Annotated in this window: 11 protein-coding genes and 1 pseudogene; 4 read left to right on the top strand and 8 right to left on the bottom strand. The window is 40.8% G+C overall.

Annotated features, from left to right (window positions below; translation table 11 throughout):
• The 6 genes and pseudogenes from HMPREF1516_RS09690 to HMPREF1516_RS00680 form a co-directional block, all read right to left on the bottom strand.
• A pseudogene (locus tag HMPREF1516_RS09690) lies at positions 1-720 on the bottom strand (IS3 family transposase); the annotation flags it as partial.
• 69 nt (positions 721-789) lie between these two features.
• Positions 790-1776 carry a LacI family DNA-binding transcriptional regulator gene (locus HMPREF1516_RS00700; RefSeq protein WP_001145428.1) on the bottom strand — a complete coding sequence of 329 codons (987 nt, stop codon included), beginning with the start codon at positions 1774-1776 and terminating at the stop codon, positions 790-792.
• Positions 1777-1785: 9 nt separating this feature from the next.
• Complete coding sequence (locus HMPREF1516_RS00695) at positions 1786-2586, bottom strand: DUF1189 domain-containing protein (RefSeq protein ID WP_002878663.1); 801 nt, start codon at positions 2584-2586, stop codon at positions 1786-1788.
• Between the two features lie 259 nt (positions 2587-2845).
• Positions 2846-3688, bottom strand: coding sequence for a sugar ABC transporter permease (locus HMPREF1516_RS00690; RefSeq protein WP_001065640.1), 843 nt, complete (start codon positions 3686-3688; stop codon positions 2846-2848).
• Between the two features lies 1 nt (position 3689).
• Positions 3690-4982 (bottom strand): sugar ABC transporter permease, encoded by a 1293-nt coding sequence (locus HMPREF1516_RS00685; protein WP_033605580.1) that lies wholly within the window; start codon positions 4980-4982, stop codon positions 3690-3692.
• Between the two features lie 124 nt (positions 4983-5106).
• Entirely contained in the window at positions 5107-6375 is a 1269-nt protein-coding gene (locus HMPREF1516_RS00680; protein ID WP_000095453.1) for an extracellular solute-binding protein, read from the bottom strand.
• Positions 6376-6850: 475 nt separating this feature from the next.
• On the opposite strand from HMPREF1516_RS00680, the gene malQ reads away from it, so the two are divergent.
• Positions 6851-8368, top strand: coding sequence for a 4-alpha-glucanotransferase (gene malQ / locus HMPREF1516_RS00675; RefSeq protein ID WP_033605579.1), 1518 nt, complete (start codon positions 6851-6853; stop codon positions 8366-8368).
• A gap of 22 nt (positions 8369-8390) precedes the next feature.
• On the top strand, positions 8391-10649 hold the full coding sequence (glgP, locus tag HMPREF1516_RS00670) for a glycogen/starch/alpha-glucan family phosphorylase (RefSeq protein ID WP_033605578.1): 2259 nt from the start codon (positions 8391-8393) through the stop codon (positions 10647-10649).
• Positions 10650-10711: 62 nt separating this feature from the next.
• Here glgP and HMPREF1516_RS00665 read toward each other — a convergent pair whose 3' ends face one another.
• Entirely contained in the window at positions 10712-11560 is an 849-nt protein-coding gene (locus HMPREF1516_RS00665) for a putative RNA methyltransferase (protein WP_001095532.1), read from the bottom strand.
• Between the two features lie 151 nt (positions 11561-11711).
• Here HMPREF1516_RS00665 and HMPREF1516_RS00660 point away from each other — a divergent pair, with 151 nt between their 5' ends.
• Both HMPREF1516_RS00660 and HMPREF1516_RS00655 read left to right on the top strand, forming a co-directional pair.
• Positions 11712-11990 carry a DUF6110 family protein gene (locus HMPREF1516_RS00660; protein ID WP_000910910.1) on the top strand — a complete coding sequence of 93 codons (279 nt, stop codon included), beginning with the start codon at positions 11712-11714 and terminating at the stop codon, positions 11988-11990.
• Between the two features lies 1 nt (position 11991).
• A complete protein-coding gene (locus HMPREF1516_RS00655) occupies positions 11992-14055 on the top strand; it encodes a heavy metal translocating P-type ATPase (protein ID WP_000008807.1) in 2064 nt (687 codons plus the stop codon).
• 77 nt (positions 14056-14132) lie between these two features.
• Here HMPREF1516_RS00655 and tyrS read toward each other — a convergent pair whose 3' ends face one another.
• Positions 14133-15389 (bottom strand): tyrosine--tRNA ligase, encoded by a 1257-nt coding sequence (gene tyrS / locus HMPREF1516_RS00650; protein ID WP_033605577.1) that lies wholly within the window; start codon positions 15387-15389, stop codon positions 14133-14135.
• Positions 15390-15515: the final 126 nt, after the last annotated feature.

Raw genomic sequence — 15515 nt, 5'->3', positions numbered from 1 at the left:
CTGACGTTGAATCAGGTTGTCTGCCTTCTTGCCAATCTCTCCTTGGTAGGAAAACCACGATTTCTTAGTTCAAGAGTAACTCTACGATAGCCATAATTTCCTTTATGGTCATTATAAATGGCCTGAATTTCGATTTTAAGCTCTTTATCTTTGTCAAGCCCATCTAGTTGCTTCAACTGATAGTAGTAAGTTGAGCGAGGTAAACGAGCCACTTCAAGAAGTAAATTTAGTCGAAATCCTCCTGAAACCATTTCTCTAACTCTTTTAACTTTTTTAGGTAAGCCACCTCAGTCCGTAAGCGTTCATTCTCCTCTTGGAGTCGCTCTAGTTCTGTCATTTCTTCCCAAGTTTTCTTCCGTTTATGTCCCATTTTAGGTACTCTCCCTCTTATTTTCGCAACAATAGTATACCCCCGTTTTTCCTGTATTGCGCCAGCCAGTTAAGAAGTATCGTACGACTTGGGAGGCCGTATTCAAGAGAAACTCTATCTTTAGTCCAGCCTTCATGTAAGACTTTATTAATCATTTCTTGTTTTAAATCAGGAGAATAGTAGCGATTTTTGCCTTTTTTGACGAACTCTATTCCGTAACGATCAATCCATTTAATCATGTACCTAAGATTAGAATTGTTTATCCCAAATTTATTTGAAAGCTTCTCTAAGCTATATCCTTGTTTTCTAAGTTCATAGATTTGAACTTTATCTTCATAACTCAATTTCATAATAAAAACACCCCAAAAGTTAGATTTTTTCTGTCTAACTTTTGGGGTGCAGTTCACTGGGGCTGGTCTTTATTTTTCGATAATTTTGTGCCCAATCAACTGGCGGTAACAAATCTGTTTATTGTTTTTAGCATCGTTGATTATTTGGAGAATGGTTTCAAAGGAAACGCGCCCAAGTTCCAGACTATTGATATCCACATAAGCTACAAGATCAAGTCGAGGATTGACAGAGTCGAAACTCAAGACAGGAACAGTTAACTGATGCTTACTGATGTAGTCACAAACCCCTTCTGCAAGGAGACTGTCAGTTGTGATAATAGCGTCAATCTGTGGATCGTGATTGAACAGGAGTTCACTGAACTGATAACCTTTTTCTTCTAGAAATTCAGTCGCAAAGTAGGTTAAGTTGGTATCAATCGGAAGCTGGTGTTGTTTGAGTGCGGACTCATAGCCAGTTAGACGATCTTGCGTTACGAAGAGTCGCTTTGTACCCCCGATGAAGGCAATTCGTTTGCATCCTTTTTTGATGAAATACTCTGTCGCATCAAAGCCCGCTTGTACATTGTCATTATCAACAAGAGGGATAAAGGGTGAAGTGGATTTTCCGAGAATGAGGAAAGGGAATTGCTCATCGGCTACTAGCTTGACCAGAGGATCTTCTTCCTCGGCGTAGAGGAAAATCAAACCGTCAACACGTTTACCATAAACCATCTGAGAAATCGCATTGAGACGTTCTTTTTCATCTTTCCCTGTTGCAATCTGAATAGCATAGTGGTTCTCAGATGCCACTTGGGCGATACCACGAAGGACAGATGGGAAGAAAGGATTTTGGTAAAAAGCGTCTGAGTCATCAGGAAGTACCAGGCCGATAACCTGAGTATAGCTACTTACCAAGCTACGAGCATTGAGGTTGGGATGGTAGTTGAGCTCCTTCATCGCCTTGCGAACTCGTTTTTTGGTTTCATCACTAATCGTTGATTTATTTTGAATGACGCGGGTAACAGTTGAAGGTGAGACACCTGCTGCTTTAGCCACATCTTTAATCGTCACGGGCATAAAAATCTCCTATTTATGATAATCTGGATCACGGAAATGTGTCTTGTAAAAAATAGTGACCAGATAAAGAACAAAAAGAATGTTTTGTACAGTGATAAGGGTTGTCATATTCTGGCCAAAAAGTCCCAAAATAAGCGTAATCAGAGTGGGTAATCCTAAACAGTTCAAGATAAAATGGTAGCACTCTTTAAAGGTCCTAAATGAAAAGAGGCGTGATCTTTTAGTGATATAAAGGAGAAAGCTAGCTCCAAGAGAGACAATGAAGAAATTCAATCCAAAGAGAAAGCTTGCACCAAGAACGAGAAAGAGACTGATATAGACCCGGTTTTGTTGATACCAGTCTTTAGAAATGGCCTGGGTAAGATCTTCCTTACTCTGGAAACTCTCCGTTTGAATCGCGTGGTAGCGAATGCGAGTCAGTTCCTTACTTTCCTTGCTGATGACGAGTTCTTCCGTATCAAAATGAAGTTGCAAGTCCTTTGGAAATTCCTTGCTTTGGCTTGGACCAATTAAAAGAGAAGGCTGATGATTCTTCGTACCTGAGTAGTTCAGCTTTCCATCAACGATTTGTGTATTCTCTGACAAGTCCATGATGGCTTCATCTGTCAGCGGTGTATAAACATTATCGATAAAGGTATCCAGTGGATACGTTTCCTGTGAGCTGTTTTGAATGGCAATCGGAACCATAGACAAGCTGATGAGGAAAATGCTCGTAAAGAGAAGCTGAAACCAGTTGAGGCCGAAACGTTTTGATAGGGGCTTACGAAATCCCCAGATACTAGAGAAATACGAGAATGGATATGGAAGCATAGGCATCTTTCTAAAAGTGTTTTCTATATGAGTATTATTATATAGAGAAATGTGCTTTATTTCAAGTCTAGGAGATAAATTGCTTGTTGCAAGAATATTATTTACAGTAACAATTTCTAATACTCAATGAAAATCAAAGAGCAAACTAGGAAGCTAGTCGCAGGTTGCTCAAAGCACAGCTTTGAGGTTGGAGATAAAGCTGACGTGGTTTGAAGAGATTTTCGAAGAGTATAAAATGAAAAAGGGTAGCGGGGATAAATTATCCCTTGTCGCCACCACTTGTAAGTCCTGAAACAAAGTTCTTTTGTAGGAAGAAGAAGAGAATACAGATTGGAAGGGCGATGAGGATAGCACCTGCTGAGAAGTAGGCGATCTTCATGTTTTTCACATTGCTAACGAAGGTCTGGAGACCAACGGCAACAGTAAAGTATTCTTTCTCACGAAGCAAGAAACTAGAGAGGATGTAATCCCCGAAAGGTCCCATGAAGGCCCAGAGGGCTTGTACAGCCACCATTGGGCGAACGAGCGGAAGGACAATTTGCCAGAAGCGACGGAAGTGTCCTGCACCATCTAGTTTTGCAGATTCGTCAAGAGACATTGGTACGGTATCGAAGTAACCTTTCATGAGCCAAGCGTTCATTGGGATACCACCACCGACATATAGGAAGATGAGGAACCAGCTATGGTTAAGGGCATTCAACATAAGGGCCATAACGAAGAAGGCTGTCAAAGCGGCCATTGTTGGTACCATTTGGATGATCAAGAAGAAGACCAAACTTTGTTTACGAGCCAAGAAGTTGTAACGGCTGTAGGCGTAACCTGCAAGTACGATGATACTTGTTTGAACAGCCATTGTGATAAAGGCAATAATCAAAGTATTAAGGTACCAAGTGCCATACAAGGTTTCGGTGAAGAGCCCTTTAAAGTTATCAAAATTGAAGTCGATGTTAGTATCTAGTTTAAAGGCTGCGACGTTACCTGCTTTGAAGGCGGACATGATGGTGATCAAAAGTGGGTAGATGATCACGATTGATAGGCCAATCAAGTAGAGGTAAGTGAGGGTTTGAGTCAGTCTACGTTTGAGTTTGATTGAGTTATTCATCTTAGACGTCCTCCATATCAAATGCGTGTAGTTTCTTGAATGCGATCATAGAGATAGAGATGACAATGATTGAGATAATCAAGGTAACAGCTGCCGCCATAGAGTATTGAGGAGATGTACCTGTTGTCAAACGGTAAATCCATGAAATCAAGATATCAGTTGAACCGGCTCCGCCTCCGACAGTACCAGGACCTCCACCATTAAAGAGATACATGACAGAGAAGTTGTTAAAGTTGAAGGTGTATTGGCTAATCAATGTTGGAGCTGCAACAGCCAAGATCATTGGGAAAGTGATGTTACGGAATTTTTGCCAAGCATTAGCACCATCGATGTAAGCCGCTTCGTAGAGGTCGTTAGGAATAGACTGCAAGATACCCAAGGTCAAAACGTAGATGTATGGGAATCCAAGCCAACCTTGCATCATAATCAAGGCAACCTTCGTCCAAGTTGGATTTGTTTTCCAAGGGATAAGAGCTCCATCTAGGAAGGGAAGGACCTTAGACAAAAGAGGCAAGACTTGGGTGTTGATGGCACCAACACTATCATTAAACATGTTTGAGAATGTCAAGATAGTGATGAAGGCTGGAACAGCCCAAGGAAGAAGGAAAATAACACCGAAGATACGTTTTCCTTTGATAAATGGTTGGTTGGCAATGATTGCTGTAAAGATACCAATGACAATCTGCAAGGTAGAAGCAGCCAAGGCCCAAATAATGGTCCAAGAAAGAACAGAACCAAAGGCTGAACGGAAGGTGCTCAAGCTCCAGATGTTCGTAAAATTGGTCAAACCAACCCAGTCCAACAATTTGTTTGGTGGCAAGTGTTGGAAGTCATAGTTGGTAAAGGCAATCATCAAGGTTACGATAACAGGGAAGATAATCGCAAATGTCATCGCTACATATGATGGGATAATTAAAAGGTATGGGAATCCATTCTCATAAATTCCTTTAATCATGTCCTTGAAGGTACGAGCTACAGGAATACCGTTATTGATACGTTTAGCAGTCGTATGTGCATCTTTGATATTAAAGATATAAAAGAGTAAGTAAACGACAACAAAGATAGAATGGAAAGCACCACGAATCAGCATAAAAAGTGAATTATCACGACCAGGTTTGTCACCAAGTGTGATCAAATTGCTCAATTCAGGGCTTGCAAGTGTTAGAAAATACAGAACAAATAAAACAGTAACACCAAGGAAAATAAAACCTTTCGCTTTTTGTTTGTTATAAATTTGTCCTAAACCAGGAATGATTGACAGCAAGGCTGCTTTGCGAGGCTGTTGTTTTTCCATGATTACTCCTTTCATAGGATGCGAGATAAAACTCGGATTCAATCGTAAGATACGTGCGTATGATAATAAGCGTATCTATAAATTCAAAGGGGGATTTTGCTTCCACCCCCCTTGAACAAATCAATTATTCACCAAATTTTTGTTTGATTGTGTCCTTAATCAATGTTACAGCATCGTTAGCAGCTGTTTTCGCATCTTTCTTACCACTTACAGCTTCAAAGAGCATTGTTTTAGCTGGGTCCCAAACAGCTGACATTTGAGAGATGTTTGGCATTGGTTGAGCATTCTTGAACTGTTCAATCACGGCTGTGGTCAACTCATCTTTTTTGCCTTCAGCATAAGTACGAGCTTCAGTATTAGCTGGGATTTCGTTTGTTACATCGTAGAACGCTTTTTGTTGTTCAGTTGAAACTAGGAAGTCTACAAATTTTTGAGCGCCTTCAAGGTTCTTAGTGCTTGCTGGGATAACCCAAGCTTTACCACCACCAAATGTTTCATAGTTTTTACCGTTTGGAAGAGTTGGGATAGTCGCAACACCGTAGTTTACTTTAGCATCTTTGAATGCTTGAGCTTTCCAAGGACCATCGATGATAGCAGCAGTTTTACCTTCTTGGAATTGAGTTTGGATTAAGTTTGGAGCTCCTTCAGTATCTTGCATACCTTTAGGCCATTTTTCGTACCAAGATTTAGCATATTCGATACCTTTGATTGCTCCGTCGTTTGCAAGTCCGATATCTTTAGGATCTTTACCGTTTTGGCCAAATACATAACCGCCATTACCAGCAAGAAGTCCGTATGCGTAGTAGAAGTTTGTCCAGTCAGCTAGGAAGGCAGTAGTTTTGCCATCTTCACCAGCGAAAGCGTATTTGCTGTCTTTAGCAAGGTTTTCCAAATCAGCAAATGTTTTAGGAGCTTCTTTAAGCAAATCTTTGTTATAGTACAAAACGAGTGATTCGATGACAGCTGGAGCACCATAGACTTTACCACCAACAGTTACAAGTGATTTTGTTTTATCGTCTGTTTTCGCACCATCGCTAAGAGTTACTTCTGAAAGTTGTCCGTCAGTACCAAGGCTACCTACACGGTCGTATGGAGCCATCATAACATCAGGGGCTTTACCAGATTGGTTGTCAAGTGAAAGGTTATCAAGACCACCCATTTGGTCACCTGTTTTGATAGTAACTTTTACGCCAGATTCTTTTTCGTAAGCTTTTGCAGCAGATTCAGCGAAGGCTTTATATTGGTCTTCAACGTAGAAAGTAAGTTCTTTTGCTTCTGAAGAGCTAGTATCAGCAGCTTTGTCAGCAGATTTGCTTCCGCAAGCTACCAAGAGCAAGCTAGCGAGAGTAGCAGTTCCGAGCACAGCAGCGCTCTTCATGAATTTAGATGACATAGTGTATTCCTCCTAAAGAATAACAGTATAATTTATTTAGAAAACGCAAACGTTTTCTTTTATGAGCCTAGTATAGCACAAATAGAAAACGGTTGCAAGCGTTTTTAAAAAGTTTTTTAAAAAAATTTTAAGGTTTCAAACATTTGTCAATGCCTTTATATAGGAAGAAACTAAAAGGTTTTCTTTTTCTTGATTTGAAAACGTACAAGGGAAACGATTGCATTGATTAGGCTGATTTCTTAGCAAAAATGAAGCTGTTATTTATTTCAACTATCTTAAATTAGAAAAACTTTATAAGAAAAGTTTTCGTTTCATAAAATAACAGTGGAACCAAGATTCATTCGAAGAAAAAGAAATCAAAAAAAGTTTCTAAAACCGCTTGCATTTGTTTTTGAAATGCGTTATACTTAAAATAACGCAAACGTTTGCGCCTTAATTTGCGCAGCGTTATATTACAAACACATGAGGTGCTATTATGAAAAAACGTCAAAGTGGTGTGTTGATGCACATCTCTTCTCTGCCAGGAGCATACGGGATTGGATCATTTGGCCAAAGCGCCTATGATTTCGTTGATTTCTTGGTTCGTACGAAGCAACGTTACTGGCAAATCCTCCCTCTTGGGACAACAAGCTATGGAGATTCTCCATACCAATCATTCTCAGCTTTTGCTGGAAATACGCATTTTATCGACCTTGATATCTTGGTAGAGCAAGGCTTGCTCGAAGCTAGTGACCTTGAAGGTGTTGACTTTGGTAGTGATGCATCTGAAGTTGACTATGCGAAGATTTATTACGCACGTCGTCCGCTTTTAGAAAAAGCGGTTAAACGCTTCTTGGAAGTGGGTGATGTCAAAGATTTTGAGAAGTTTGCTCAAGACAACCAATCATGGCTCGAACTCTTCGCAGAATATATGGCGATTAAAGAGCATTTTGACAATCTTGCTTGGACAGAATGGCCAGATGCAGATGCTCGTGCGCGTAAAGCTTCAGCACTTGAAAGCTACCGTGAGAAATTGACAGACAAGTTGGTTTATCACCGTGTGACTCAATATTTCTTCTTCCAACAATGGTTGAAATTGAAAGCCTACGCTAACGACAACCACATCGAAATCGTTGGGGACATGCCTATCTACGTAGCGGAAGATTCAAGCGACATGTGGGCAAATCCACATCTCTTCAAGACAGATGCCAATGGTAAAGCAACTTGCATTGCAGGATGCCCACCAGATGAGTTTTCTGCAACTGGTCAACTTTGGGGCAACCCAATCTATGACTGGGAAGCAATGGATAAAGACGGTTACAAATGGTGGATTGAACGCTTGCGTGAAAGCTTCAAGATTTACGATATCGTTCGTATCGACCATTTCCGCGGTTTCGAATCTTACTGGGAAATTCCTGCTGGTTCCGATACAGCAGCACCTGGTAAATGGGTGAAAGGTCCAGGTTACAAACTCTTCGCAGCTGTTAAAGAAGAGCTTGGTGAGCTAAACATCATCGCAGAAGACCTTGGTTTCATGACAGATGAAGTCATCGAGTTGCGTGAACGCACTGGCTTCCCAGGAATGAAGATTCTTCAATTCGCCTTCAATCCAGAAGACGAAAGTATTGATAGCCCACACTTGGCACCTGCCAACTCTGTTATGTATACAGGAACACACGATAACAATACGGTTCTTGGTTGGTACCGTAATGAAATCGACGATCCAACTCGTGAATACATGGCGCGCTACACGAACCGTAAAGAGTATGAAACAGTGCCACACGCAATGCTTCGCACAGCCTTTTCATCTGTTAGCTTCATGGCTATTGCCACTATGCAAGACTTGCTAGAACTAGATGAGTCAGCTCGTATGAACTTCCCATCTACTCTTGGTGGAAACTGGTCATGGCGTATGACAGCAGACCAACTCACACCAGCTGTTGAAGAAACTTTGCTTGACTTGACTACAATTTATCGCCGAATTAATGAAAATTTGGTAGAATTAAAGAAATAAGACAATATCAGGAGACACAAAAATGTTACCATTAAACGAATTTGTACAAAAGCGTTACAATAAAACCATTGCAGACTGTAGCAATGAAGAGCTTTACCTTGCTCTTCTCAACTACAGCAAGCTTGCTAGCAGCCAAAAACCAGTCAACACTGGTAAGAAGAAAGTTTACTACATCTCAGCTGAGTTCTTGATTGGTAAACTCTTGTCAAACAACTTGATCAACCTTGGTCTTTACGACGATGTGAAAAAAGAACTTGCTGATGCCGGTAAAGAGTTGATCGAAATCGAAGAAGTCGAATTGGAACCATCTCTAGGGAATGGTGGATTGGGACGTTTGGCAGCCTGCTTTATCGACTCAATCGCTACACTTGGTTTGAATGGTGACGGTGTTGGTTTGAACTACCACTTTGGTCTTTTCCAACAAGTTCTTAAAAATAACCAACAAGAAACAATTCCAAATGCTTGGTTGACTGAGCAAAACTGGTTGGTACGCTCAAGCCGTAGCTACCAAGTGCCATTCGCACATTTCACATTGACATCTACCCTTTACGATATCGATGTACCTGGTTACAAGACAGCAACAAAGAACCGCTTGCGTTTGTTTGACTTGGATTCAGTTGATTCTTCTATCATCGAAGATGGTATCAACTTTGACAAGACAGATATCGCTCGCAACTTGACTCTCTTCCTTTACCCAGACGATAGCGACAAGCAAGGTGAATTGCTCCGTATCTTCCAACAATACTTCATGGTTTCAAACGGTGCGCAATTGATCATCGATGAAGCAATCGAAAAAGGAAGCAACTTGCATGACCTTGCGGACTACGCAGTTGTACAAATCAACGATACTCACCCATCAATGGTGATTCCTGAATTGATCCGTCTTTTGACTGCGCGTGGTATCGAACTTGATGAAGCAATCTCAATCGTACGTAGCATGACTGCCTACACTAACCACACAATCCTTGCTGAAGCCCTTGAAAAATGGCCTCTTGAATTCTTGGAAGAAGTGGTTCCTCACTTGGTACCAATCATCAAAGAATTGGACCGTCGTGTGAAAGCAGGATACAAAGATCCAGCTGTTCAAATCATTGATGAAAACGACCGTGTACACATGGCTCACATGGATATCCACTATGGATACAGCGTAAACGGGGTGGCAGCACTCCACACTGAAATCTTGAAGAATTCAGAGTTGAAAGCTTTCTACGACATCTACCCAGAAAAATTCAACAACAAAACAAACGGTATCACATTCCGTCGTTGGCTCATGCATGCCAACCCAAGACTGTCTCACTACTTGGATGAGATTATTGGAGAGGGATGGCACCATGAAGCAGATGAGCTTGAAAAACTCTTGTCTTACGAAGACAAAGCAGCTGTCAAAGAAAAATTGGAAAGCATCAAGGCTCACAACAAACGTAAATTGGCTCGTCACTTGAAAGATCACCAAGGTGTGGAAATCAATACAAACTCTATCTTTGATATCCAAATCAAACGTCTTCACGAGTACAAACGCCAACAAATGAACGCTTTGTATGTCATCCACAAATACCTTGATATCAAGGCTGGTAACATCCCTGCTCGTCCAATCACAGTCTTCTTTGGTGGTAAAGCAGCTCCTGCCTACACAATCGCCCAAGACATCATTCACTTGATCCTTTGCTTGTCAGAAGTGATTGCAAATGATCCAGAAGTAGCTCCACACTTGCAAGTGGTTATGGTTGAAAACTACAACGTTACTGCAGCAAGCTTCCTCATCCCAGCATGTGATATCTCAGAACAAATCTCACTTGCTTCTAAAGAAGCTTCAGGTACTGGTAACATGAAATTCATGTTGAACGGAGCTTTGACTCTTGGTACTATGGACGGAGCTAACGTGGAAATTGCTGAGTTGGTTGGCGACGAAAATATCTACATCTTCGGTGAAGATTCAGAAACTGTTATCGACCTTTACGCAAAAGCAGCTTACAAATCAAGCGAATTCTACGCTCGTAAAGCTATCAAACCATTAGTTGACTTCATCGTGAGTGACGCTGTTCTTGCAGTAGGCAAGAAAGAACGCTTGGAACGTCTTTACAACGAATTGATCAACAAAGACTGGTTCATGACTCTCCTTGACTTGGAAGACTACATTAAAGTCAAAGAGCAAATGCTTGCTGACTACGAAGACCGCGACGCATGGTTGGATAAAGTCATCGTTAACATTGCCAAAGCAGGATTCTTCTCATCTGACCGTACAATCGCTCAGTACAACGAAGATATCTGGCACTTGAACTAATAATTACATAACTTAAACCCGTACCTTGAAGGTGCGGGTTTTGTCTTATCTGAAAGTTTTATTTACAGTGCTTTCCCAACCAAAATCTCTGCCTCAATGGTAATCTCTGTCAGTTGACTCCAGTCAATTTTGGTCTGGTCAACATGAAAGAGAAGGGGGGTCATGCTAAGTAAAGCTTGGCGTTGCTCGGCTGTGATGGGTTTGGTTAGGGAAGCTATTTGGCTAGATTGGATGCTGAAGTATTCCTGGAAATGTTCCTTGATATCTTGGTTGGAATAGTCCTTGTTTGTCAGCTGGTCTTGTACCCTTTGACGGATTTCTTTGAGGTGATTTTCAGTCGGGATGACCTTGATCAAGATGCCATCTTTGGATAAAACGCGACGGAATTCCCCATAGTTGGCAGGTGAAAAGATGTCGAGCAGGATATCCATGCTGGCGTCTTTTATAGGAAGTCGAGCCAGGTCACCGACAAACCAATTAACTGACCAGTTGAGTTCACTTTTAGCTGCGATTTGGACCGAGTCTTTTGAAATGTCAAAGGCATAGAAGGTTTTATCAGAGTGACTTTCTTGGAGTTTACGAGAGTAGAAACCTTCGCCACAACCGATATCCAAGACTGTTTTTGCGGATGGATTAGTTGTTAGTAAGTCCGAGATACCTTCTAAAATAGCCTGATAAAAACCAGCTTCAAGAATTTGCTGGCGGTTTTGGAAGTTTTCCTTGTCGTAGTTGGCAGATTGCTTGATTTGCGGAGCCAAGTTGACATAGCCGAATTTTGCCAGATCAAAAGAATGGCGGTTGCTACACTTGAGGCTAGACTCTACCAAGGCCAGATTTTCTTGGCAGATAGGGCAGGAAAAGGCAGTCGCAGAAGCAAAACGCTGAAGTTTGGGTTTGAGGTTTGTATTCATAGTTTAAGTGTATCAAAAGAGGCAAATGAAAGCAACTTTAGAAATAAGTAGATGGGAGATTCAGTAGAAATAAAACTAATTCTCCAATTTATAGAATAAAATTGCTTTTATATCTAAATTTCTATATAATAATGATAAGGAGGAAATAAGTATGTTAAAAGAAGTATTAACCGTTGCAAAAGTTGCGAAAAAATCATCACTCTTTTTGGGTGGTGTCGCATTTGGTACCCTTGGTTTGAAAATCTTGGCAAGTAAGGAAGCTAAAAAAGGTTATTCTAAAGCTTTGGCTAAGGCTTACAAGTTGAAAGACGGGCTAGATGCATCTGTTTCTGTTGTGAAACAACATGGAGACGATGTCTTGCAAGATGCCAAATATTTGTACGAGCAAGAGAAAAAAGAAGAGCAATTAGATAGCCTTATAGGAGAATAATATGTCTTTTAAAGTGCTACATAGAGGATACCAACATATCCGACTATCATCTTCTTTTTCACTCACCTTGGATATTCAAGACTATCTTCGTTCCTTGGCGAGAGATGAAAAGGGGATTGAGTCTATCCAGTTTTACATGGATCAACAGCACTTTACTCTACGCATAAAAGAAGGCTTTTCTGTATTAGATAATGCAGAAGCCTTTTTAAAAAGAATTGATAAAGGGAACGTTTCTGAGTTGATGACTCTTCCCATTCGTAGAGAAGAGAGTGCTTATTCTATTGTTTCAGGTGCAGCGATTAAGCGTGTACTTTTTCGTAGTTTTGTGCCGTATCCTATTCGCTATATATGGACTTGTTATCAGGCTTTGGGTTATATTAGAGAAGCCTATCAAACACTAGCGCGTAAGGAACTAACGATGGAAGTCTTGGACTGTTCGGCGATTTTATTGTCCTTGTTTATGAACCAATCCAAGACAGCTAGCAATATCATGTTTATGCTTGATTTGGGGAATCATTTAGATCAGTGGTCTTTGAAAAAAACTGCAACAGATTTAGAACAAAGCCTTCTTGCAAAAGAGAGCGACGTATTCTTAGTACAGGGCGATACGGTTGTTAGTATCAAGAGTTCCGATGTTCAAATAGGAGATGTCTTGGTCCTATCTCAAGGAAATGAAATTCTGTTTGATGGACAAGTAGTTTCAGGTTTAGGTATGGTCAACGAAAGTTCCTTGACGGGAGAGAGTTTTCCAGTTGAAAAAAGAGAGTCTGATTCGGTTTGTGCAAACACAGTCTTGGAAACTGGGGAGCTACGCATTCGTGTAACCGATAATCAGATGAACAGCCGTATTTTACAGCTGATTGAGTTGATGAAGAAATCTGAAGAAAACAAGAAAACGAAACAACGCTATTTCATCAAGATGGCGGACAAGGTCGTCAAATATAATTTCTTGGGGGCTGGTCTGACTTACCTATTAACAGGTTCTTTTTCTAAGGCTATTTCATTCCTATTGGTTGATTTCTCCTGCGCTTTGAAAATCTCTACTCCTGTAGCTTATTTGACAGCTATCAAAGAGGGGTTGAACCGTGAAATGGTGATTAAGGATGGGGATGTTCTAGAGAAATATCTGGAAGTTGATACTTTCTTGTTTGATAAGACAGGAACAATCACAACTAGCTATCCTATAGTTGAAAAGGTGTTACCTTTTGGGGACTATAGCGAGGAAGATATTCTCAGAATCAGTGCCTGTCTTGAGGAACACATTTATCATCCTATTGCTAATGCCATTGTCAAACAAGCCGAGATAGAGGGGATTGAACATGAGGAAATGCATGGGAAACTCCAATATATCGCAAGTAAGGGAATCAAATCCCATATAGATGGCCAACCAGTTGTTATTGGAAATTATGTCTTGATGCAGGATGAGCAGATTCATATTAGTTTGGAACAACATGCTTTGATTGAAGAGTACAAGAATCACTACAATCTCTTATTCTTAGCCTACCAGAATGAATTGATTGGAATGTTCTGCATTCATACTCCTTTGAGAAAAGAAGCAAAAGCAGCCTTGGAGAAACTTAAGGCACAAGGGAAAAAATTGATTCTGGCAACAGGGGACACCTTGGTTAGAACAGAGGAATTAGTCAAAGATTTGCCCTTTGATCAGGTCTATACAGACTTGAAACCTGATGGGAAATTTGAGTTAGTAGAGGAACTGCAGAAAGCAGGTCACACTATTTTGATGGTTGGAGATGGATTGAATGACTCAGCGGCTCTAACCCTATCAGATATCGGTGTGGTGATGAATGAAAGCGCAGATATTTCTAAGCAGATGAGTGATATCTTATTGTTAGATAATCGCTTGGATTTCTTCCAAGAGTTGGATTCGCTATCATCATCTTTGCAAATACTCATCAAGAAGAATATTCAAGATACCGTTGTCGTAAATAGTAGTTTGATTGGCTTTGGCTTGTTTAATTGGCTCAGTCCTTCAAATCTCTCTATCTTACATAATCTAACAACCTTGCGCATTGTCTTGCGTAGTCTGTCTATTAAAAATAGATAGATGAGAGTTATTAACAGCAAAAAGGAGTTACCTTTCTCGAGGTTAACTCCTTTGTTTATAGATAAATGTTGAACAGTTTAGTAAGTCAATACAAAGTATTTTTTCTTACCACGACGGATAACAGTGAGTTCGTTCTCTAACTTATCTGCGTCATTCAAGACATAGTCAAGGTCTTGGATACGATCACCGTTGACGTAGATAGCTCCATTTTGAACATCCTCGCGGGCTTGACGTTTTGAATTAACCACACCAGAAGATACGAGGAGTTCTACGATGTTGTGATTTTCGTCTGCCTGTACTTGGTAGTTTGGCACTCCACGAAGTCCTTGTTTGAGTTCTTTGACAGAAAGGTTTTTGATGTTTCCAGCAAAGAGTTGCTCAGTGATGTTGAGGGCTTCTTTGTAGGCTTCTTCTCCGTGGACAAGAGTCACGACTTCACGAGCCAAGACTTTTTGAGCCAAGCGTTCATGAGGAGCAGCCTCAAACTGCTTGCGGATGTCTTCAATCTCATCTAGTGACAAGAAAGTAAAGATTTTCAAGAAGCGAACAGCGTCAGCGTCCATGACATTCATCCAGAATTGGTACATTTCGTATGGAGAAGTCTTTTCAGGATTGAGCCAGACTGCATTTCCTTCAGATTTACCAAATTTCTTACCAGTTGCATCTGTAATGAGTGGCACTGTGATAACGTGACCAGTCTTATCAGCCTTACGACGAAGCAATTCGGTACCAGCTGTCATATTTCCCCACTGGTCAGAACCACCGATTTGTAAGGTGACGTTGTGCTCTTGGTTAAGGATGTAGAAGTCATATCCTTGCATGATTTGGTAAGCGAACTCAGTGTAAGAAATCCCTGTTTCAATCCGTTTCTTTACAGACTCCTTGCTCATCATGTAGTTGACAGTGAAGTATTTTCCGACATCACGGAGGAAGTCAATGAAGCTGATGCTGCCAAACCAGTCGTAGTTGTTGACCATGACAGCTTTATTTTCCCCATTTTCAAAGTCAAGAAAACGAGAAAGTTGTCCTTGGATAGACTTGACCCAGCCCTCTACTGTGTCTTTTGTTTGGAGACTACGCTCAGCATCTTTGAAGGACGGATCTCCGATGAGACCTGTAGCACCGCCAACGAGCGCATAAGGTTTGTGACCTGCTAGTTGCAAACGACGACTTGTCAAGATTGCGACAAGGTGGCCTAGGTGAAGGCTGTCAGCAGTTGGATCATAGCCAGTATAATAAGAAACTTGACCTTCTTCTAGGGCTTTACGCAAAGCTTCTTCATCAGTCGTTTGAAAAATCAAACCACGCTCTTTTAGCTCATCAAAAATGTGCATGTGTCTTTTCTCCTTTATAAAATATTGTTTCTACCTATTGTATCACAAACTTGATTAATAGCCTAGTGGAATAGAGAAGAAAGTGGCTATTTTATTGAAAGTTTTCCTTTTATGGTATAATAGAGA

The sequence above is a fragment of the Streptococcus sp. CM6 genome, assembly GCF_000526095.1.
Classification (GTDB): domain Bacteria; phylum Bacillota; class Bacilli; order Lactobacillales; family Streptococcaceae; genus Streptococcus; species Streptococcus oralis_BW.
Note: the sequence above shows the minus strand (reverse complement) of the source record. Positions and strands in the feature narration are given on the sequence as shown.